Raw genomic sequence first — 22,251 nt, 5'->3', positions numbered from 1 at the left:
TTTCATGAAAAATATTTTATCGATTCAGTCTCATGTTGTATTTGGTCATGCAGGGAATAGTGCTGCTGAATTTCCTATGCGTCGATTAGGGGTAAATGTTTGGCCTTTAAATACTGTACAATTTTCTAATCATACTCAATATCGCCAATGGACTGGAACGGTAATGTCAGCATCTCATTTAACTGAGATTGCTGATGGAATTCATGAAATTGATGAACTAAAACGTTGTGATGCGGTATTAAGTGGCTATATGGGATCTCCTGAGCAAGGCAATGCTATTATTGAGATTGTTAAAAAAGTAAAATCGGTTAATCCTAATGCTATTTATTTTTGCGATCCTGTAATGGGGCATCCTGAAAAAGGTTGCTTTGTTGCCCCAGGTGTATCAGAGTTTTTATGCAATACTGCGCTGCCTATGGCAGATATGATGGCACCAAATATTTTGGAGCTTGAAGAGCTAAATGGTAAACAACGTGTCAATAATGTTGAAGAAGCTATTCTAGCTTGTCGAGAATTATGTAAAAAAGGACCTAAAGCGATTTTAGTTAAACATTTAAGCCGAGCTGGATATAAAATTGATCGCTTTGAAATGTTACTTGTGACTAAAGATGATGCATGGCATATTGATCGCCCATTAGTTGATTTTGGCGTAAGACAACCTGTTGGTGTTGGTGATATGACAAGTGGATTATTTTTAGCTAATATTTTACTTGGAAAATCATTGGTTGAAGCCCTAGAACATACTACTTCGGCGGTGTATGCGGTTATGCTTGAAACCTTAAAACAAGATGAATATGAATTACAATTAGTTGCAGCTCAACATGAAATTGAAAAACCAACACAATGGTTTAATGCAAAAAAAATTGATTCATTGTAAAATTGTGTGAGAATGAAATTAACTAGCGTTTAGTATTAAATTTATGAGGGGATAATGGACAATATTTCATTAGGAGTGATGCTTGCTGATTTACGAGAAGAAATGGGATTAACTCAGGATGATGTTGCCAATAAAATTCATGTTCGTAAAACTGTGATTGACGATATCGAAAAAAATCAGTTGCCTCATGCCCCTCTTGTTTTTGTAAAAGGTTATATTCGTTCTTATGCAGAAATTGTCGGCTTATCAGCTGATCAGTATCAACCTCATATCGATGAATTAACCAAACAATCTAAGTCACAACAAAAAAAAATTCAACCGCACACTTTTATAACAAAAAAACAAGGAAAGGCACCATTTATCTTAATCGGTATATTTATTCTTCTTTGTGCGCTTGGTATAACTTTATACTATGTTAATAAGGACGATAAAAATAATCTTATTGAAGTAAGTCATTATATTTCTCCATCCCCTATTACCCGTGTTAATAGTTAGCAAATTTTCTTATTCTCATACAGACATTTGCCTTAAATCTTGTTAAGATTGCGGGCTAGTTATTTTGTAATATGGTTAAGTGTGTATGAGTCATCAGGAGTCGCCCATCGTTAGACGAGAATCTACCCGAATTTATGTCGGCAATGTTCCTATTGGTGGCGGAGCCCCAATAACTGTTCAATCGATGACAAATACTCGTACTACTGATGTCGAAAAAACGGTAGCTCAAATTCAAGCACTTGAACGTGTTGGAGTGGATATTGTGCGTGTTTCTATTCCAACAATGGATGCGGCCGAAGCGTTTAAATTGATTAAACAACAAGCTAAAGTTCCACTGATTGCTGATATTCATTTTGATTATCGTATTGCTTTAAAAGTTGCTGAATATGGCGTTGATTGTTTAAGAATTAACCCCGGCAATATAGGCAATGAGTCAAGAATTCGTGCCGTTGTCGATTGTGCGAAAGATAAAAACATCCCAATACGTATTGGGGTGAATTCGGGATCGCTTGAGAAAGATATTCAAGAAAAATATGGTGAACCTACTCCAAAAGCGATTGTTGAATCAGCGATGCGTCATGTTGATATACTTGACAGGCTTAATTTTGATCAGTTTAAAGTTAGTGTAAAAGCATCTGATGTGTTTACTGCGGTTGACGCTTATCGTTTGTTAGCTAAACAAATTAAGCAGCCATTGCATTTGGGCATAACTGAGGCGGGTGGAGTGCGCAGTGGTGCGATTAAATCGGCCATTGGATTAGGATTATTGCTATCAGAAGGGATTGGCGATACACTCCGCGTATCCCTAGCTGCCGATCCTACTGAAGAAGTTAAAGTTGGATTTGATATCTTAAAATCACTGCGTATACGGTCTCGTGGTATTAATTTTATTGCTTGTCCAACCTGCTCCCGTCAAGAGTTTGATGTGATTAATACCGTCAATGCATTAGAGCAGCGATTAGAAGATATTATTACACCAATGGATGTGTCAATTATTGGTTGTGTGGTTAACGGTCCGGGCGAAGCGTTAGCTTCAACCATGGGAGTTGCTGGCGGTCATAACAAAAGTGGTTTTTATGAAGATGGTGTGCGTATTGGCCGTATTGATAATGAAAAAATGATTGATGAATTAGAAGCTAAAATTCGGGCTAAAGCATTAATATTGAAAAACAGAATTACAGCAACTGAATTATAATTTTATTAGATAGCGAATAAATAAATGACAGAGAGAAAGATCCAATCTATACGAGGAATGAATGATTTACTCCCAACAGATAGTGCAAGTTGGCAACAGATTGAAAACATTGTTAAAGGTGTATTAAACAGTTATGGCTATAACGAAATTAGAACGCCCATTGTTGAAGACACTGCACTATTTAAGCGAGCAGTCGGTGAAGTGACCGATATTGTTGAAAAAGAGATGTACACATTCAATGACCGTAATGATGAAAGTATTACTTTACGTCCCGAAATTACCGCAGGTTGTGTCCGTGCTGGCATTGAACATGGTCTTTTTTACAATCAAGAACAACGTCTTTGGTATCTAGGGCCTGCTTTCCGTTATGAAAAACCGCAAAAAGGGCGCTATCGCCAATTTCATCAATTTGGTGTTGAAGTCTTTGGGCTTGAAGGACCAAATATTGATGCTGAACTTATCCTTTTAACTGCACGTTTCTGGAAAGCTTTGGGTATCGAACAGCATACCTCTCTTGAGCTAAATTCAATAGGTTCGATTGAAGCTAGAGCCAATTATCGAAATGCATTAGTTGCTTTTCTTGAACAACATAAAGATAAATTGGATGAAGACTGCTTACGTAGAATGTATACTAATCCATTAAGAGTACTTGACTCAAAAAATCCACTTGTGCAAGAGCTACTCAATCAAGCACCAAAATTGTTCGATTATTTAGATGAAGAATCTAAACAGCACTTTGAGGGGTTATGTCGCTTATTGGATAATGCTGGAGTAAAATACAATATTAATCAAAGGTTAGTTCGTGGATTAGATTATTATAATCGAACTGTTTTTGAATGGGTAACAAGTAGCTTAGGTGCACAAGGTACCGTTTGTGGTGGTGGTCGTTATGATGGGCTTGTAAGCCAACTAGGTGGACAACCAACACCAGCAGTGGGTTTTGCAATGGGCGTTGAGCGTTTAGTGTTATTAGTTCAAGCCGTTAATCCATCGTTTAATCGTGATAATTTGATTGATGTGTATATGATATCTTCTGGTGATGAAAGAACAATTTCAGCAGCACAACGTATTGCAGAGCAGTTGCGCGATGGCTTACCGGATTGGCGAATCATGACAAATTACGGTAGTAGTAATTTTAAGAAACAATTTGCCAAAGCCGATAAGTTAGGTGCTAAAATAGCAGTCATTATTGGTGAAAATGAATTAGCTAATCAGTCAGTAATGATTAAAAATTTACAAACAGGCGAACAAGTTGAAGTTGCACAAAAAGAAGTTGTTCAAACTTGCTTGTCGATTAAGTAAAGTAATAGGAGAAAAACGTGAGTCATCAGTTATCGAGTGAAGAACAACTTGAAGATATAAAAGGCTTTTTTGCTAAAACATGGAAAATTATGGTTGCGATTCTTGTAATCGGGCTATTGGCCTTTTACGGCTGGCGCTATTGGCAATCATATAAAGCTGAAAAGGCGATTGAATCGTCAGATAAGTATGAACAGTTAATAGCTCAATTAGATGATAATAAACCAGATTCTGTTAATGAGTTAGTCGCTTTTGCTAAAGACAACGATACTATTTATAGTGTATTTGCTAATTTACGCGCGGCAAAATTTTATGTTGAAGTATTAAAAGATTATTCTGGCGCGCAAACATTATTAGTCGATGCATTAAAGAAAACCGATTCAGAGCCAGTCAAAGCAATTACCAATATTCGTATCGCGCGTTTACAGTACCAACAAGGTCAATATCAAGACAGTTTAACATCGCTAAGCCATGTGACTAGCGAAAGCTGGGGAGCTGTAATTAATGATCTTCGTGGTGATGTGTTAGTTAAAATGACGCGTTATGCTGATGCAGTGAGTGCTTATAACGTTGCTTTAACTTCTAATCCAACCAAAGATTTAGAAGAAAACATTAAAATGAAGTTGAATCAAGCTGAATATTTAAAAGCAAAACAACAAGCTGAACAAGAAGCTCAAGCAGTTAAAGAACAGGCAGAACAAGAAGCTCAGGCAAAAAAAACTGCAACGGAAGAAAGTAAAAATTAATTTATCCTGCTATAAGGGGCTATACAATGAAGTTATCAAAATATCTTTTTACTGGTGTTTTTATGTTTTCACTTGCTGGATGCTCTTTATTCGGTGGGGAAGAAGAGATTGTTCAAATTTCACCTTCACCAGCAGTGAATAATCAATTTCCTATTCAACAAGTATGGCGAAATAGCACTGCTGGCAATACTCATATTTATTCATTATTAGGTCCGATTAATTATGATAATGCTATTTATGTTGCAAGTCGTAGTGGACAAGTTAAAGCAATTGATTTAATAAGTGGCAAAACCATATGGGATGTCAACTTATCGCAAAGCACGCTTTTTAGCAGCAAAACAGCACTGTTTTCAGGTGGTGTAAGTGCTGATGATAAATATGTTTACGTAGGTAGTGAGCGCGCTGTTGTGTATGCGTTAGATCGTAACAGTGGTAAAGTGGTGTGGGAAAAAACAGTAAAAGGTGAAGTGCTTGCTCGCCCAGTGCCTGCTGAGGACAAATTGATAATTCATACTGCAAATGGCATTCTTCAAGGTCTTAATCGTGATACTGGTGATTATTTGTGGGATGTTTCTTTCGACGTTCCTGCTCTGTCGCTAAGAGGCAACTCTACACCGACTATCGCTCATGGTGCCGCTATTGTTGGCGATGATAATGGTCGAGTAAATGCTTACTTTATTAATGATGGGCAATTAATTTGGCAGCAACGTATTTCACAGCCATCAGGCTCTACTGAAATTGCAAAATTAAACGATGTTGATTCAACCCCTGTAGTTGAAGGTAATTTAGTTTATTCCGTTGGTTATAATGGCAGTTTAGTTGCACTGGATTTGAGTAATGGTCAAACTGTTTGGCGTAAAGGACTTGGTTCTACTCATAGCTTTGCGGTTGATACTAATCGATTATTTGTTGTCGACCAAAATGACAATGTTCAAGCTATTGCCAAGAATGGTGGTGGTGAGCTTTGGACGCAACCAAATCTTACACATCGTCAGTTAACCGATCCTGTTATCTATCAAAATTATGTGGTATTTGGTGATTTTGAAGGCTACCTCTATTGGTTAAATGCTGACAATGGGGAGCTTGCAGCTAAGACTCAAGTGAGCAGTAGTGGATTAATATCGAAACCATTAGTAGTAGACAATAAAGTCATTGTTCAAGCTAAAAATGGTGATATTTACGCTTTTACAAAAAATTAATACACAAAATTAAAGTAATTTAGAGAATAAACATGGTACCTGTAGTAGCACTTGTTGGTCGTCCAAATGTTGGAAAGTCGACTTTATTTAATCGGTTAACGCGAACCCGAGATGCCTTAGTGGCTGACTTTCCTGGATTAACTCGTGATCGCAAATATGGACGAGCAGAAATCAAGGGCCATGAATATATCTTGATTGATACTGGCGGTATTGATGGATCTGAAGATGGGGTTGAAAGTTTTATGGCTGAGCAATCCCTGCAAGCAATAGAAGAAGCTGATATTGTTCTTTTCTTGGTTGATGCTAGAGCGGGTGCGATGCCTGCCGATCATGCTATTGCTAAGCATTTACGCTCTCGTCAAAAAGCCACTTTTTTAGTGGCTAATAAAATTGATGGTATTGATGCGGATACTGCAATTTCTGATTTTTACGGATTAGGATTGGGCGAAATTCATCCCATTGCAGCTAGCCATGGTCGAGGCGTAAGCTCGTTAATTGAAACGGTATTAGATCCTATTTTTCAGTTTGATAATAACGAAGAAAGTGATTTTGATGACGATGAACAATCTAACGACTTATCTCAATGTTATGATGATTCCGATCTTGATGATACAGAATCATTAATTAACCAACCTATAAAAGTTGCTATAGTGGGGCGTCCAAATGTGGGTAAGTCAACACTAACTAATCGAATTTTAGGGGAAGAGCGCGTTGTTGTATATGATATGCCTGGCACAACGCGTGACAGTATCTATATCCCCATGACACGTGATGAACGTGAGTATATCTTGATTGATACCGCTGGTGTTCGTAAGCGAGGAAAAGTCACCGAAACCGTTGAAAAATTTTCCGTCATTAAAACGTTACAAGCCATTGAAGATGCTAATGTTGTCATTTTAGTTATAGATGCCCGTGAAGGTATATCCGATCAAGACCTATCATTACTAGGGTTTATTATTAATAGTGGGCGCTCACTTGTGATAGCTGTTAATAAATGGGATGGTTTATCACAAGATATCAAAGAGCAAGTGAAAACAACACTAGATGATAGGCTAGACTTTATTGATTTTGCTCGTGTACATTTTATTTCTGCCTTGCATGGTAGTGGTGTTGGTAACTTATTTGACTCCATTCAAGAAGCGTATGATTGTGCAACGCGCCGTGTCAACACCGCCTTATTGACTAAGATTATGCAAATGGCACAAGACGATCATCAACCACCTTTGGTGCGAGGACGCCGCGTTAAATTAAAATATGCGCACGCAGGTGGTTATAATCCACCCATTGTCGTTATTCATGGTAATCAAGTTGAAGATTTACCAGATTCCTATAAGCGTTACTTGATGAACTATTTTAGACGCTCGCTAAAAATTATGGGTTCACCAATTCGAATTCAGTTTAAAGAAGGAACAAACCCATTTGAAGGGAGAAAAAATAGTTTAACCGCATCACAGCAACGCAAACGTCGTCGATTGATGAAACATGTTAGAGGTCGAAAATAATTTATGTCTCAAAAGAAGGTGGTTGATGGTGGACAAGAAGGTCTTTGCCCAAAGTGTCATCATAAAATGAGTATTGTTTCGCCTCAATATTTTAATTGTCTTCATTGCAAGCAACATTATTTTGAACAATATATTTGCCCGACTTGTCTGCAAAAAGTGCAGATGATTAAGGGCTGCGGGTTGGTGAACTATATTTGCCCAACTGATGGTTTAATCTCCAGCAGTAAGGTGATATTTCATTATTTACCAGAATAGAAGATATTATCTATATTAAAGCCATAAGAGGTTATTTTATGCGAATTATTTTATTAGGCGCACCAGGAGCAGGAAAGGGAACCCAAGCACAATTTATTATGCAAAAATATGGAATTCCCCAAATTTCAACTGGTGATATGTTGCGTGCAGCAGTAAAAGCGGGTACAGCGCTTGGTTTGCAAGCAAAAGAATTAATGGATGCAGGTAAATTGGTTACTGATGAACTTGTTATTGCATTAGTGAAAGAGCGTATTGCGCAAAGCGATTGTGCTAATGGCTTTTTATTAGATGGCTTTCCTCGTACTGTTCCTCAGGCTGATGCTATGAAAGCAGCTGGTATTAATGTTGATTATGTGCTTGAATTCGATGTACCAGACGCTGTCATTATTGATCGTATGAGTGGGCGCCGTATTCATGCTGCTTCAGGTCGTGTTTATCATATTCGTCATAATCCACCGAAAGTTGAAAATGTGGATGATGTGACAGGTGAACCATTAACCACTCGTAAAGATGATAGTGAAGATATTGTGCGTAAACGCCTTGTCGAATATCACGATTTAACTAAACCACTGATCAATTATTATCAGCATGAAGCAAAAGAAGGGCGTACACACTATTTCCATGTAGATGGGACGCAGCCTGTTGCCGAAGTAACAAAAGAATTAGCTAAAATTTTAGGATAATTGGTTATTTATACAAAGCGCAAGGTAGTGTTAACTATCTTGCGCTTTTTATTTCAAATAGATTAATATTGCCGCTTATATAGCGATCAACTAAAAGCTGAGCCACGATAAACATCGCCTAAACACCTTCAGAAAACGCACTAATTTTATTCGATTTTTTTCAAGTCATTTCATTTTTGTTTTAGCAGGGATAGATACTTCAGGAAAAAATATTTAGGTAGAATGTTGATTTTATTTTTTATGAAAAGCCTTATCTATAACAGTAAGGCTCTATTTTTAGCAAAAAAGTAAAGTATTATAAAACCATTCTTACAATATCGATTTCGCCTAATTCTCTATAAAGATTTTCGATCTGATCAATATGCGTGGCATTAATAGTAATTGAAACTGAATGATAATTGCCTTTACTGCTCGGTTTGATTGATGGCGTATAATCACCCGGAGCATGACGTTGAATGACTGATACCACTTTGTCAACAAGTTCAGGTTTGGCTTCGCCCATTACTTTGTAAGTAAAAGAACATGGGAACTCTAATAATTCATTTAATTTTGTTGGTTGCATAATCTTATTTTTCTCAGTTAATAGGTTCAATGTATTGGTATCAAGAATGATTACTATATATAGGCTGTTTATGACTCTTCAAGTAACGAATAATAAACATTGCTTTTTAAAGTATATATTTTGAGCTATGATAAGAAAATTCTAACATAGTGAAATAAGCGTTTTTACTATTTACCAATAAGGCTAAAACAATATGTCATCTAAATCCAAAAATAAAGAACCTTTTGGCACATTATTAGGTTATGCACCGGGCGGGGTTGCTATTTATTCTTCTGATTATGAAACATTAGATCGAAATCAATACCCGAATGATGGATCATTTCGTAGCTATTGTGGCTATGAGTATATGGGATATAAATGGCAATGCGTTGAATTTGCAAGGCGTTTTTTATTCTTAAATTACGGTATCGTTTTTACTGATGTAGGAATGGCGCACGAAATTTTTTCACTACGTTTTTTAAGGCAAGTTGTTAACGAGGCGATTTTACCTTTGCAAGCATTTGCTAATGGTAGTAAAAAAATGCCAGAAGCGGGCTCTTTGTTGGTATGGGATGATGGTGGTGTATTTGACAGAACAGGCCATATAGCTATTATCACTGAAGTATTTGAAGACAAAGTCCGAGTTGCTGAACAAAATGTAATACATACCCGTTTACCCATTGGACAGCAATGGACACGTGAACTTAAAATGACAGTGTCTAGTGAAGGTTATCATTTACATGATACGTTCGATGACACGAAAATTTTAGGTTGGATGATTCAAACTGATAAGACAGAGTATAGTTTACCTCAACCTAAAATTCCTCAGCCTTTACTTCAAATTCATAGTGCCCATATTAAAAACGAAGGTCAATTTGATAAAAAATGGTTAGATGAATCAGATCCATTAGAACATGCGTATGTATTAGCGGCAGGTCATGCGATTAGCCATGATGATCATTATCGTTATTTCACTATTTCAGAAAGTGCTGAGCAAGAATTAATTCGGGCTACCAATGAATTACATTTAATGTATTTACATGCCACCGACAAGGTATTAAAGGATGACAATCTATTGCTTAATTTTAATATTCCTGAAATATTATGGCCAAGATTAAGACTTTCGTGGCAACAGCGTCGTTATCAAATGATTACAGGACGATTAGATTTTTGTATGGATGAACGTGGCTTTAAAGTCTATGAATATAATGCCGATTCGGCCTCTTGTCATACCGAAGCAGGGAAAATATTAGCAAACTGGGCGACACAAGCAAGAATCAGTGTAGGAACAAATCCGAGTGAGGGTTTACTTAATGCTTTGGCTAATTGCTGGAAGCATAGTGATGCGCAAGCATTTGTACATATTATGCGTGATGATGATAGTGAAGAAAATTATCACGCTTTATTTATGCAAAAAGCTATGACTTTGGCTGGAATAGATAGCAAAATTTTACGCGGACTAAGTGGACTGAGATGGGATAAACGTGGACGGTTAGTGGACGATGAAGATCGCCAAGTCACTTGTGTTTGGAAAACATGGGCTTGGGAAACTGTTTTAGAACAGCTTCGACAAGAAAGTGAAGCACAAGTTGCAGGTTTGCCGATTCGTACTTGGCATCCTGATAATACCGTAAGATTAATTGATGTGCTTTTACGGCCTGAAGTATCTGTTTTTGAACCTTTATGGACCGTTATTCCAAGTAATAAGGCGATTTTGCCGGTATTGTGGTCATTATTCCCTAACCATCGTTATTTATTAGAATCGACTTTTGAACTCAACGATAACTTAATAAAAAAAGGTTATGCGATTAAACCTATTGCAGGGCGAAGGGGCAGTAATATTGAATTGGTGAACAGTAAAGAGCAAATACTCGATAAAACACTTGGCAAATTTGCTAAACAAGAAAATATTTATCAAGAGTTATGGTGTTTACCTAAAGTTGATGAAAGGTATTTGCAGTTATGTACTTTTACGGTTGGTGGCCATTATGGTGGTACTTGTTTACGTTCAGATCCTACATTAGTGATAAAAGGCGAAAGCGATATGCAACCATTACGCGTATTAACAGATCAAGATTTTTTAAAATAATTTTGTAAAAAACTTTCAGAAAAGTATGCGTTTCAGTATAAATTTGTAACAGGCTAGCAGAGTTATAATTAACTTGAAAAATTTTATAAACCAAATGGTTATAAATTTTTATGTATGGTTTATATAAAGCGTTTTATTAGTAGTGGAACTTATCAAAAATATGAATAAAAATTCATAATATCCATAATGATATCAATTACAATGATAGTGTTTTCTGTTAAACTTATTTTTGTTGCGTACAAATGCTGAGAAATAAAATAATAGAAAGAAATAGAAAGGAACATATGGCAAATACATTACTTCGAAGCGGTGATATCAAAGACTTTAAAATGCTAGGGCATGATGGTAAAGCCGCTTATTTAGTTGCAGCTCAAATCCGTGAAATGTTTAGAGTTAAATTAGGTAAACAATATGCTGATTATTTAGCTATTCCACAACGCAATGATCACGGCAATATTATCGATTGGTATATTCCTTTTGATTCAAATCAGCCTGATGGGCAATATGATATTGTTCCTTGGACTTCAGCTAGTGAATCTGAGCAACAGTCAGCGCTGGCTTTACTGAAAGAATTTGAACATAAAGTGATGAATTTTGGCAAACAACTAGCCAGTAATCCTAATTTAGAAGGTGATCAACTGCTTTTTAGCCGTCTTATTTATGATCCCAAAAATAATGTTGATAGTGCCGAACCTAATTTGATGGCAATACGTTTTCCAAGTAATCAATTTGTTTATATTGTTAACGGTAAACCGGTGATTACTTTCTGGGGATTTGTGTATCCGCACACCTCTCAAGGCAATTCTCCATTCTATAGTTTAGAATCGGTAGCAAAAGTTGCACAAGCAGCTGCCGTTACTTCTGCCACGCCTATTGATAATAAACCATGGTGGAAGCGTTGGTGGATATGGTTGCTGGGATTATTACCGTTATTGTTGCTTTTATTAGCCTTGTTTTTGCTACGCGGTTGTTGGTTAAAACCTGAGATATCGATTAATCCGAATGTATCTTTAGATAATAACAATATTAGTCAACCTGAAAAGGATGACAAGCAGGATAAAAAAGCGACAGAACCAGAATTAAAAACTGAACCAAGAGGTGTGGTTGTTGATAATCGGTTAGGTGTCACGGGTAATGCTATACCAAATGGTACCATTTTAGACAATACAACCAATACCCCGACTAATGCCGATGTAGCAAATGATTCGGTTGATCATTCTGTAGCACCAGATAATGCAAATGAGGGGAATAATACTTCAAATCCAGATGCGCAAGATAATAAAAATGATCAAGTGACTCCGCCTGATATAGGTAAAACAGATGATAAAGATGAAAAATCAACACCTATCGATCCCGATAAAAAAGATAATACAGATGTTCAAAATAGACAAGACAAAGATAGCGCTGACCAAACTTCTTCGCCATTAGATAAAGATAATAAAGCAGATCCTAACGCTGGAGTTGATCAAACAAATAATTTAGCTTTACCAGCAGATGCAATCAAGCAAGGAACCACAAAATTCTTAGATGGACAATGGTCTGTCAATGGTGGCATTCAAGACAAAGCCACAGGTAAACCATTGCAATTAAGTTATAACTTTAAAGATGGTAATGGCGAAGTTACTATAACGCGTAGTGACGGTGTGAAATGTACGGGTAATGTTGGCACTGATATTAAAAATGCTAATTTAGGTATAGCAGGTAATACAGAGGCTGTTTGTAGTGATAACACCAAATATCAATTACCCAAAATTCAATGCACACCAGGCAAAGATAATAAAGCCAATTGCCAAGGAATTTATAATAATGGGACTTCATTCCCAATAACGATGAAAAAACAATAAAGGTTGTATATGCTTCCAGAATTACGCAATTATGGTCAAGAAGTGACACTGATTATGAATAGTGGCATTCAGTTTCTTGATTTTGCACTTAAAATCGATTGGAAAGATAATCGATGGCGCAGTAAAGTTAATGGGGCTTTTATTGACCCATCAGAAAGTGGTGCACTTATCAGGTTGATTGAAGATGTGGAAAGTGGTCAATTTTTCACACCTGATAATCCAACATTTGCTGTCAAACCAACACAAGAAATTAGTGTTGATCAGTCGTTAAAATTATATGATGGTATTTGGTTACCTGTGCCTGTTTTGCGTTCAATACCGCCAGAACGCTTTGATCAAGGGCCGCATAATTGGAGCCGAGTTCGAATTGTTAGTATTCCTGAAGGTGAAGATCCTGATGGCAATACACATCGAATTACGTTTGCTTTTGATACAAAAGTATTCGCTAACTTACAAGATGTGGCTTACCTTGCTCCAACCGAAAATGATGTGATGACTGGCGCAGTTTTTAGTTTAGCGCATCGTTCAGATCATGTTTCATGGTATTTAGAGCTTAAATGGATAACCAGTTGGTTAATTGATCTCTTTCAAGAGCTGGCGCCACAATCTGAGCGGTTAAAGATCCATAAAGATGATCTTAATCAAGAAATTAAAAGCAAATCTTATTATGGACACTACCTAAATATCATCCATTTACTTGCCGATTCATTGCAATTACCGACAATTAAAATTGTGTCAAACAATAAAGATGATGTGGTGAAATCAATTCCTGTAGATATGATTTTAGATGTGGGTAATTCACGCACTTGTGGGATTCTAATTGAAGATCATGCTCAAGATAAAGATAGTTTAAATCATCGTTATGAGCTTGAAATCCGTGATTTAACACAACCTGAGCATATCTATAACGAACCGTTTGAAAGCCGAGTAGAATTTGCCCAAACTTTTTTTGGCAAGGAACATTTTTCTTTGCAAAGTGGACGACGCGATACTTTTCGTTGGCCAAGTATTGTCCGTGTTGGTCAAGAAGCAAGCCGACTTGCCAGCCGGCGTGAAGGCAATGAAGGCGCAACGGGACTTTCAAGCCCAAAACGTTATTTGTGGGATCAAGATAAATATGAACAAGGATGGCGTTTTAACTCTCATTATGTAAAAAGTGATCATGAACCATTTGCAACAGCAGAACCTTTTTCTAGTTTAATTAATGAATATGGTGAAGCGTTGCATATTCTTAGCAATGATATTCAAGACGAGTATGATCGCAAAATGCCGGTTTTCCACCCAAAATACTCTCGTAGCTCCTTGATGACGTTTATGTTATGTGAAGTATTAATGCATGCATTAATGCAAATGAATAGTGTCGCTCAGCGTAATAAACTAGAGCATGCGAAAACACCACGTAATTTACGTTCAATCATTTTAACGATTCCGCCAGCCATGCCAAAACCCGAACAAGCAATATTTAAAAGTTGCGTATATCAAGCCATCGGTTTGGTTTGGAAAAGCCTTGGTTGGGATAGTTCAGATGACAATATTGATTTCAATAATCCTGAGCAATTAAAAAGCGTTTGGCCAAATATTCCTGAAGTTTATATCCAATGGGATGAAGCGACTTGTGGCCAAGTTGTGTATCTTTTTAACGAAACACAAAATAATTATAATGGGCGATGCGAAGAGTTTATTGCATCAATGATCCGTCCGGATAAAACCAATAAGCAAAAGTTAACTATTGCAACGGTTGATATTGGTGGTGGTACAACCGATTTAGTGATTAACGATTATCAATTAGACTACGGCGTTAGCGGGCAAGCCAATAGCAGTAATGCCTATATTGTGCCAACACAGCGTTTTCGTGATGGATTCAAAGTGGCGGGTGATGATATTTTACTTGATATTATCCAAGATACCGTTATAACAGCTTTAACAAATGGTTTGAAACAAGCTGGAATTACTGATCCTAATCCTATTTTGTCCATAACGATTGGTTCTCAGCAACTATCAATTCAAGATGCGGTATTGCGCCAGCAACTTACCTTACAGCTATTTATACCAGTTGGGTTACAAATATTAAAAGCATATGAACTTTATGACCCATTACACGCAGAGCAACATGTCTATTGTTCTACTTTCGGTGAATTATTACAACACAATATGATGACCGATAACGTGCTTAATTTTATTAATGAACCGATTAAGCGCGCATTAAATAATCCTGATTTTTCAGTACTTGACTTAAGTATTGAGATTAACCTTAAACGTATTCATTATTTGTTTATTCGGGGCGATTATTACAATATTTGTAAAACGTTTGATGCGTTATCAGAGATTATTAGTTGTTATCAGTGTGATGTTCTTTTGTTAACTGGTCGTCCTTCGCGTTTACCGGGGATTCAAAGTTATTTCCGATCACGCTTATCCATGCCTGCAGGTCGAATTTTGCCTTTGCATGGTTATTATACTGGTGGTTGGTATCCTTTCCATAAACAAGAACGAATTGATGATCCTAAAACAACGGCAGCCGTGGGGGCGATGCTGTGCTTTTTAAGCAAGAATTTACGATTACCTAATTTCTATTTTAGATCCTCTAATATAGATTTATATTCAACCGTTAAGTACATTGGACTTTTAGATAATCTTAATATGATTAAAAAAGAAAATGTCTATTACCAAGATATTGATCTGGATAATCCTGATTATGATTTTCCTAATCTCTCATTTGAAATACGAGGCACCACAAGACTTGGTTTTAGGCAACTTGAAGTTGACCGTTGGCCAGCATCGCCTATCTATATTTTAACGATTGAAAGCAGTGAAGTGGCTAAGCGATTAAGCGCTGAAGGCGTCGTGCTAGAAGTAACTTTAGGCATAAAAAATAAACAAAAAATGGTCGAAAATTTTTATATTAAAGAGGTAAAAGCCTCAGATGGTCGAGCCTGTAATAAAAATCAGGATATTAAACTAAGTTTAAACACCATGGTTAACTCGGGGTTAATAAGTACGCAATATTGGCTTGATAGTGGAATGATAAAACGATGAAAAACTTAAACGAACAACTGCCTAAATCTTGGGATCAGGTCTATCAAGCATCTGCAAAGGCCATTGAGTGGGTGAATCAAACACGCCATTCATCTAAACGTTTAAATAGCGAAGCGGATAACTTAATTTTGGATTTGCGGCGGTTACGTAACAGCGCAAAACGATTGGGAGATGTATCAAAGAAATCTGTTGCAGTTGGTTTTTTTGGATTATCACAGGCAGGTAAATCTTATTTAATTTCAGCACTTGCAGCTGGTGAAAATGGTAAGCTTGAAACGGTTGTCGATAATGAAGTGTTAGATTTTATTGACCATGTTAATCCCGTGGGTAGTGGCAAAGAGGCGACGGGGCTTGTTACTCGCTTTAGCCGCATTGCCAAAGGTGGCATACCTAACTATCCGTTAGAGTTAAAATTGTTTAAAGAGATCGAAATTGTCAAAATCTTGATAAATGCTTATTTTAAAGATTTTGATCAGCAAAAAGTATCTAATAAAATCGAGTTTGCACCGTTAAATCAGACAATCCAACGCTTGGAAAATCAGAAACAAACTAATTATGTCGGTGGTGTTAGCGAGGATGATATTGTTGATCTTTACGATTATTTATCTGAAAACTTTGGTAACTCACTTGAAGAATTAAAAGGCGGATATTGGGAAAAAGTAACGTACCTTATTCCTTATTTATCAGTAGTAGAGCGTGGCGAGCTGTTTTCTGTCTTATGGGGGGGAATTACTGAACTGACGATAATTTACACTCAATTAGCCACCACATTATCAAGTTTACACCATGCTGAAACTGTGTATGCGCCGCTTTCAGTATTAGTGAAAGATAATAATGGCACCAAGTCGCAAATTGACAGTATTATGAATGTCGATATTCTTGAGCGATTAAATACCGACAAAGATTCATCGATTACTATAACGCCGTTAAATAGTGAACCAACATCAATATCTTTAGCGCAATTGGCTTTTTTAACCGCCGAATTAATTTTCCCATTAGTCAATAAAACCAGAGTGCCAACTTTTGAAAATGTGGATTTACTTGATTTTCCTGGATATCGAGGGCGTTTAAATTTGATATCGATTTCAGATGTGAAAGAAGGCAACCCTATTGCTCAGCTTTTATTACGGGGTAAAGTTGCTTATCTTTTTGAAAAATATACTGATAGCCAAGAAATGAACGTGCTAGTTGTTTGCACGCCGTCAGATAAACAATCTGATGTTAATGATGTTGGTCCAGTACTTGAGCGTTGGATCGATAAAACCCAAGGTGAAACAGCTGAAAAAAGAGCAACGAAAAAAGCGGGGTTATTATGGGCAATCACCATGTTTGATAAACGTATTGGCACCTCATTAACTCTATCAGAAGACAATCTTAAAAATAGCTGGGGTAAAGGTGGGTTACTTCAGCAAACTATTTTAGAACGCTTTGGTAGTTACGATTGGTTAAGTAACTGGTCTAACGAACATAAATTTAATAATGTCTTTCTTGTCCGCAAACCAGGATTTGATGTACCGTTTTTAAATGTCGAGCCGAACACTTGCCAAGAGCAATCTTATAATGAAAATTATCAAGATAAAATGAATGTATTAAGAAATACATTTGTGCAAAATAGTGATATCAAACAGTATGTGTTCCAGCCAGAAGAAGCATGGGATGCCATGTTAAAACTTAATGATGGTGGTATAGGGCGAATTAGCCAATACTTAGAACAAGTTGCTATTACTGAAGTCAAACAGCAACGAATTGTTGAACAGCTTAATGAAAAAATTGAATATATTATTAATATGCGTTTTGATACTTGGTATCAAGCGGACAATGATGAAGAACTAGCCAAGAAAAAACAAATCATTGCTGATGTTGTTAAAGAGTTACAGAGCAAAGCACTATTATTAGGTGAGCTACTTAAAGCGTTTGAATTGCCAGATCAAACCATTAGAGCGCTTTATCATTCCAATACTGTAGAAAATGAAACGCAGCAAGCAGGTAATGATAATGTGTTAGATAACTTATCTAATGATTTTGGTTTAACTGCTGATTTTGAACTATTTTCTGATGTGAGTTCATCACCAACCACCAAACAAGTCGCTATATTATCGAATGAATCTAAGTTTGCAAAAACGGTTTTCTCGGCATGGTTAGAGCATTTAAGAAATATTGTGCTAGATAAGCATATCTTGCAGTTTTTCGGTATCAATCAAAAATCGCTCTCTTTTATGGTAGAAGAATTGATTACTGCTGCGAATCGAATGAAACTTGAAGCAAGTTTAAGCGAACGCATTTTGAATAATGAAAACACAGGTAGTAAACGTGATGATCTAGAGTCTAGACAAGTCAGTACTATTCATACTTTACTGGCAGACTTTATTGCTTGGCTTGGTTTTATTCAAGGGCAAGCAAGTGATATACCAATGAGCAAAGTTAATCAGGGGAAACCAATATTTTCTTCACCACTAAGCGAATTTAATGTGCAATCATCGCATTTATTACCAAAACTGGACGATAACACTAAAAATTATTCTCAGTATGCAATATTTGATTGGTTTATTGCGTTTGCTATGCTTGCGCAAGAAAATGTAGGGCATCATGCAGGACGCGAAATTAGCCAAGAACAAAATAGCCGATTGGGTGAAATTCTTGCTTTTTTTAAGCAATCGCGGATTAATTAAAATTAAATAACAACATATTGAATAAATAACAAAGTATAGTAGGAAAGTCTTTTTGAGCGAAAAGAGCTTTTCCAATTAATAGCTCAGATAAACAATACTCACATATTCGAGTATAAAAATAGAGGATATCATGGCATTAAGAATAGAATTAGATGGTTATAAACCCGGTATTGCGAAGTTTTTAGCTCAAAAATGGAGTGGTAGTTCTGAAATTGATATGCTTATACAACGAAATCAAGATGGTTATTATTTATTAGGTCTAAATCAATGGAGCCCTGAAAAAAATTGGCACGCCGTTGAAAATATGTCTGTTGATAATGAACAATTAACCGGACAAATTGGTGAATGGTTGATTGACTCTTTATTATCACAAGAAAGCCAGATTCGATTTCTTATACAAATTCGTGATAAGCAAAATGAGAATTATGTTGATGGGGGGGTTGTGAGTATTGCTGATTCGGTTCTTGCATCAACAGCATTAAACTTGCAAGCTGCACTACCCAATGACGAACAAACTATAGCGCAGCCGGATCCTGTTAGTGATTCTATTATTGAAGATCAAACACCATTAATTGAAGAATCTAGCCTTGGCGCTGAAAATGAAACGTTTGCCGAATCCATCGAACCAGAAATCATACCAGAAGAGCCAGTTAAATCGAGAAGTCGCCTAGGGTTAATTATGACTATTATTATCGGTTGTATGGTGCTAATTGGACTTGGTATGGCTGCATGGTATTTTTTATTTTACAAAAATCAATCACAACCAACACCGCCAACTCCAGCAGTGCAAATTAGTGGTCAATGTAATTTGAACAACGCCTCTACTGATGATTTAACCTTTATTCAACAATGTTTACAGACCAAGCCAGAGACAGATGCCATTATTCAGATCATTACTGAGGCTAAAAAAAATGAAAAATGTAATATTGCTCAGCGGTTATATGCAAATCAGGCTCAAACTAATCCTAAAATTGCGATGTTATATGCAAAAGAGTATGACGAAAAATATTATGAAGCAAATAATTGCTTTAAAGCAGATAAAGAAACGGCTATTTATTGGTATGAAACGTCGTTGACTAACGATGCAAATAATACGTTCGTTCAAGATCGTTTAACTGAATTACAAAAATAGTGAGGATCAAGAATGAATAAGCTAGCTATCTCGAAACTCATTGTCACACTAGGTCTAACATGCCTGCCTTTGATAGGGTTTGCAACAGAGCCACTTAAACAGGCTGGAAAAACAACCCTATACCAACGAGTATTAAGTACCCCAACGTGTGAATTAAAAAACAATATTACCGATGCTACAGGCAAATCCTTGCCTGCATTTTCCCGTTATTATGTTTATGAACGCAAAAATGACAATAATCAAGAGTGGCTTAGTGTTGGTCCTGATTCTTATGGAAAAACCATTGGTTGGATTAATAATTCATGTGCGATTGCTTGGAATATGCAAATGACATTGGTTTTTACAAATCCAGTTGATCGTGATCCTTTGCTCTTTTTTAAAGATAAAGCCACATTAACGGCGATTATTGATGCAGACAAGCCTGAAGCTTTATTAAAACCTATTCGTGACGCATTAAAAGCAAATAAACCCGCTTTAGAAGTGGTGGCTCAAGAACCTAAAGAGTTCGTTGATTTTAAAAGTAACTTCTATTTATTACCTATTTTACAAGGTGAAGAAGTGATGAATGGGCAAGGGTTTTATGAGCGAGTGTTAGAAGTTGCCTCTGCCAGTAAACAAGAATCATTGATAAAAAATAACACAAAATCAACAACGACTGATGATAGTGCTAACCAAGTAGCCCCTTTTAAAGCCGCCATAGTGTTTGTTATTGACTCGACTATTTCTATGGATCCTTATATTTCAAGAACTAAGGAGGCAGTAGCGCGAGTTTATCAACATATTGAAAAAGAAAATTTACAAAATCAAGTTAAGTTTGGATTGGTTTCATTTAGGTCAAGTTTAAAGGCTTCCGATAAGCTTGAATTTGTGAGCAAAATTTTTGCCGATCCCAATAAAGTTAAAGATAAAGATGACTTTAAACAATTGAGCTCTTCGCTTAAACAAGCTTCTGTTTCTACCTCGTATTTTGCTGAAGATTCTTATGCGGGTGTTGCTCAAGCATTAAATGATATTAATTGGAATAGCTTTGGGGCGCGTTATATGATTTTGATAACTGATGCAAGTGCGATTCCTGGTGATGATAAGCTCTCTAGTACTGGCATGGATGCAGCGCAATTAAGACTTGAAGCTCAGCATAAAGGTGTTGCAATTTATGCATTACATTTAAAAACGCCAAGTGGTGCAAAAGATCATCAAATTGCGGCAGAACAATATTCGGACTTAACGTATAACGATTTTATTCATAAATCACTTTATTACCCAGTGAATGCAGGTGATGTGAATGAGTTTGGTCAAAAAGTTGATTTGCTAGCAAAAGCATTGTCTGAGCAAGTTAAACTTGCTTATAAAGGTGAAGCTTCTGTTGGTAATGCCATCAATGCAAAAGATGATAATTCAGACATGTTAAAAGATGCATTGCTACTAAGCAAGGCAATGCAACTGGCTTATTTGGGAGATGTTAAAGGCACTCAAGCTCCGTCAGTTTTTAAAGCATGGATTGCCGATAAAGATTTTGTCAAACCGACTATTCCAACAGCAGAGCCACGTATATTATTAACAAAATCGCAACTAAGTGATTTGAGCGATGTGGTTAGCAAAATTGCTAATGCGGCTAATGATGGATTGATTTCTGCCGATGATATGTTCTCTCAACTTCGTTCTGTTGCGGCTGCAATGGGGCAAGATCCAAGTAAATTAAAATCTGATTCCGTCACAAAAATTGCTGACTTAGGTTTGCTGGGTGAATATTTAGATAATATCCCTTATAAAAGCGATGTCACTGGACTTGATCAAGATACATGGAAAAGTATGAGTGGGCTTGAACAAGAAAAATTTATCCGTAATTTAAACAGTAAGATTCGCTATTATCAAAAATGTAATGCGGATGTCGATCGTTGGATTTCATTAGCTGACGGTAGTGATCCTCGCGAAAATGTTTATCCTATACCATTAGAAATGTTGCCGTAACATGTTAAATATTAATCGATTATCGATTTCACGCTCAACAGGTAAGTCTTTTTTTAGCGTTTGCCTGCCGACGCTTACTGTCCAAGCGGGGGAAGTTGTTGTTATTCAAGGTGATAGTGGCTCGGGTAAAAGTACTTTACTTGAAATGGTAGGAATGATTTTAAAACCAGACCAAATTGATGGTTATAACTTAATTGTTGATAATTATGATATTGATATCGCAAAGCTAATCAAGCAAGATAAAATTGAAGAACTTGCTGATATTCGCGCTCAACATTTAGGATTTATGCTGCAAACAGGTGGATTACTGCCATTTTTGACGATTCGTGACAACATTTTATTATCGTTGAAGTTATTACAAAAAAAAGTGGATAATAGCCGGTTTGATTATCTAGTGCAAAAACTCAATATCGCACATTTGCTCAATAAATATCCTAAACAGTTATCAATTGGTGAAAGGCAACGAGCTTCTTTTATTCGTTCGATTATTCATAAACCAGCGTTGTTACTTGCCGATGAGCCGACTTCGGCATTGGATCCCTATAATGCGAATTTATTGTTTGATTTAATTATTGAACAAGCTCAGCAAGATAACATTGCTGCCATGATTGTCACACATGACTGGCAACGCATAGCTGACAAAGGATTATTGACTTTATCGGCTAAGTTAACCTCGGCACAATCATCAGAATTTTCACCGTTACAAGATAAGGCGTAAAAA

The 22,251-nt window shown here is 36.6% G+C and carries 17 protein-coding genes; 16 read left to right on the top strand and 1 reads right to left on the bottom strand.

What is annotated here, in order from left to right:
• The first annotated feature begins 4 nt into the window (after positions 1–4).
• The 9 genes from pdxY (at position 5) to adk (ending at position 8,251) form a co-directional block, all read left to right on the top strand.
• A complete protein-coding gene (gene pdxY, locus ACYIAL_RS05805) occupies positions 5–877 on the top strand; it encodes a pyridoxal kinase PdxY (protein ID WP_174797693.1) in 873 nt (290 codons plus the stop codon).
• A 54-nt stretch (positions 878–931) separates the two neighbouring features.
• Positions 932–1,372 carry a helix-turn-helix domain-containing protein gene (locus ACYIAL_RS05800; RefSeq protein WP_483747003.1) on the top strand — a complete coding sequence of 147 codons (441 nt, stop codon included), beginning with the start codon at positions 932–934 and terminating at the stop codon, positions 1,370–1,372.
• 85 nt (positions 1,373–1,457) lie between these two features.
• Entirely contained in the window at positions 1,458–2,567 is a 1,110-nt protein-coding gene (gene ispG, locus ACYIAL_RS05795) for a flavodoxin-dependent (E)-4-hydroxy-3-methylbut-2-enyl-diphosphate synthase (protein ID WP_483747002.1), read from the top strand.
• A 24-nt stretch (positions 2,568–2,591) separates the two neighbouring features.
• Entirely contained in the window at positions 2,592–3,869 is a 1,278-nt protein-coding gene (gene hisS, locus ACYIAL_RS05790; RefSeq protein ID WP_483747001.1) for a histidine--tRNA ligase, read from the top strand.
• A gap of 17 nt (positions 3,870–3,886) precedes the next feature.
• Positions 3,887–4,612 (top strand): YfgM family protein, encoded by a 726-nt coding sequence (locus tag ACYIAL_RS05785; RefSeq protein WP_483751186.1) that lies wholly within the window; start codon positions 3,887–3,889, stop codon positions 4,610–4,612.
• Positions 4,613–4,638: 26 nt separating this feature from the next.
• Positions 4,639–5,811, top strand: a complete 1,173-nt coding sequence (gene bamB / locus ACYIAL_RS05780; protein WP_160431631.1) for an outer membrane protein assembly factor BamB — start codon at positions 4,639–4,641, stop codon at positions 5,809–5,811.
• Positions 5,812–5,843: 32 nt separating this feature from the next.
• Positions 5,844–7,313 (top strand): ribosome biogenesis GTPase Der, encoded by a 1,470-nt coding sequence (gene der, locus ACYIAL_RS05775; protein ID WP_483751185.1) that lies wholly within the window; start codon positions 5,844–5,846, stop codon positions 7,311–7,313.
• A 3-nt stretch (positions 7,314–7,316) separates the two neighbouring features.
• Positions 7,317–7,568 (top strand): YfgJ family double zinc ribbon protein, encoded by a 252-nt coding sequence (locus ACYIAL_RS05770; protein WP_483751184.1) that lies wholly within the window; start codon positions 7,317–7,319, stop codon positions 7,566–7,568.
• Between the two features lie 38 nt (positions 7,569–7,606).
• Entirely contained in the window at positions 7,607–8,251 is a 645-nt protein-coding gene (gene adk, locus ACYIAL_RS05765) for an adenylate kinase (protein WP_174797685.1), read from the top strand.
• 295 nt (positions 8,252–8,546) lie between these two features.
• Here the strand turns inward: adk and ybeD are convergent, their stop codons facing one another.
• Positions 8,547–8,813, bottom strand: coding sequence for a DUF493 family protein YbeD (gene ybeD, locus ACYIAL_RS05760; RefSeq protein ID WP_174797684.1), 267 nt, complete (start codon positions 8,811–8,813; stop codon positions 8,547–8,549).
• Between the two features lie 193 nt (positions 8,814–9,006).
• Here ybeD and gss point away from each other — a divergent pair, with 193 nt between their 5' ends.
• The 7 genes from gss (at position 9,007) to ACYIAL_RS05725 (ending at position 22,248) form a co-directional block, all read left to right on the top strand.
• Positions 9,007–10,881, top strand: a complete 1,875-nt coding sequence (gene gss / locus ACYIAL_RS05755; protein ID WP_174797683.1) for a bifunctional glutathionylspermidine amidase/synthase — start codon at positions 9,007–9,009, stop codon at positions 10,879–10,881.
• A gap of 284 nt (positions 10,882–11,165) precedes the next feature.
• Positions 11,166–12,725 (top strand): SrfA family protein, encoded by a 1,560-nt coding sequence (locus ACYIAL_RS05750; protein ID WP_174797682.1) that lies wholly within the window; start codon positions 11,166–11,168, stop codon positions 12,723–12,725.
• A gap of 9 nt (positions 12,726–12,734) precedes the next feature.
• Positions 12,735–15,761 carry a virulence factor SrfB gene (locus ACYIAL_RS05745; RefSeq protein WP_174797681.1) on the top strand — a complete coding sequence of 1,009 codons (3,027 nt, stop codon included), beginning with the start codon at positions 12,735–12,737 and terminating at the stop codon, positions 15,759–15,761.
• Positions 15,758–18,430 carry a putative virulence factor gene (locus tag ACYIAL_RS05740; RefSeq protein ID WP_174797680.1) on the top strand — a complete coding sequence of 891 codons (2,673 nt, stop codon included), beginning with the start codon at positions 15,758–15,760 and terminating at the stop codon, positions 18,428–18,430. Before ACYIAL_RS05745 ends, ACYIAL_RS05740 begins: the two co-directional genes overlap by 4 nt.
• Positions 18,431–18,560: 130 nt before the next feature.
• Positions 18,561–19,562: a hypothetical protein gene (locus ACYIAL_RS05735; protein ID WP_483751183.1), complete on the top strand. Its 1,002-nt coding sequence runs from the start codon at positions 18,561–18,563 to the stop codon at positions 19,560–19,562.
• Between the two features lie 12 nt (positions 19,563–19,574).
• The gene (locus tag ACYIAL_RS05730) at positions 19,575–21,530 is read left to right on the top strand and encodes a vWA domain-containing protein (protein ID WP_483751182.1); all 1,956 of its coding nucleotides are present in this window, start codon (positions 19,575–19,577) and stop codon (positions 21,528–21,530) included.
• 1 nt (position 21,531) lies between these two features.
• Complete coding sequence (locus ACYIAL_RS05725) at positions 21,532–22,248, top strand: ABC transporter ATP-binding protein (protein ID WP_483751181.1); 717 nt, start codon at positions 21,532–21,534, stop codon at positions 22,246–22,248.
• The last annotated feature ends 3 nt before the right edge of the window (positions 22,249–22,251 follow it).

The organism is Gilliamella sp. X-57, assembly GCF_057063565.1.
Note: the sequence above shows the minus strand (reverse complement) of the source record. Positions and strands in the feature narration are given on the sequence as shown.

Excerpts from the sequence above, each read along its gene's own strand:
- ybeD (WP_174797684.1), bottom strand. The coding sequence starts at position 8,813 with ATGCAACCAACAAAATTAAATGAATTATTAGAGTTCCCATGTTCTTTT.
- ACYIAL_RS05740 (WP_174797680.1), top strand. The coding sequence starts at position 15,758 with ATGAAAAACTTAAACGAACAACTGCCTAAATCTTGGGATCAGGTCTAT.
- pdxY (WP_174797693.1), top strand. The coding sequence starts at position 5 with ATGAAAAATATTTTATCGATTCAGTCTCATGTTGTATTTGGTCATGCA.
- der (WP_483751185.1), top strand. The coding sequence starts at position 5,844 with ATGGTACCTGTAGTAGCACTTGTTGGTCGTCCAAATGTTGGAAAGTCG.
- gss (WP_174797683.1), top strand. The coding sequence starts at position 9,007 with ATGTCATCTAAATCCAAAAATAAAGAACCTTTTGGCACATTATTAGGT.
- ACYIAL_RS05725 (WP_483751181.1), top strand. The coding sequence starts at position 21,532 with ATGTTAAATATTAATCGATTATCGATTTCACGCTCAACAGGTAAGTCT.
- hisS (WP_483747001.1), top strand. The coding sequence starts at position 2,592 with ATGACAGAGAGAAAGATCCAATCTATACGAGGAATGAATGATTTACTC.
- ACYIAL_RS05745 (WP_174797681.1), top strand. The coding sequence starts at position 12,735 with ATGCTTCCAGAATTACGCAATTATGGTCAAGAAGTGACACTGATTATG.
- ACYIAL_RS05800 (WP_483747003.1), top strand. The coding sequence starts at position 932 with ATGGACAATATTTCATTAGGAGTGATGCTTGCTGATTTACGAGAAGAA.
- bamB (WP_160431631.1), top strand. The coding sequence starts at position 4,639 with ATGAAGTTATCAAAATATCTTTTTACTGGTGTTTTTATGTTTTCACTT.
- adk (WP_174797685.1), top strand. The coding sequence starts at position 7,607 with ATGCGAATTATTTTATTAGGCGCACCAGGAGCAGGAAAGGGAACCCAA.
- ispG (WP_483747002.1), top strand. The coding sequence starts at position 1,458 with ATGAGTCATCAGGAGTCGCCCATCGTTAGACGAGAATCTACCCGAATT.
- ACYIAL_RS05730 (WP_483751182.1), top strand. The coding sequence starts at position 19,575 with ATGAATAAGCTAGCTATCTCGAAACTCATTGTCACACTAGGTCTAACA.
- ACYIAL_RS05735 (WP_483751183.1), top strand. The coding sequence starts at position 18,561 with ATGGCATTAAGAATAGAATTAGATGGTTATAAACCCGGTATTGCGAAG.
- ACYIAL_RS05770 (WP_483751184.1), top strand. The coding sequence starts at position 7,317 with ATGTCTCAAAAGAAGGTGGTTGATGGTGGACAAGAAGGTCTTTGCCCA.
- ACYIAL_RS05750 (WP_174797682.1), top strand. The coding sequence starts at position 11,166 with ATGGCAAATACATTACTTCGAAGCGGTGATATCAAAGACTTTAAAATG.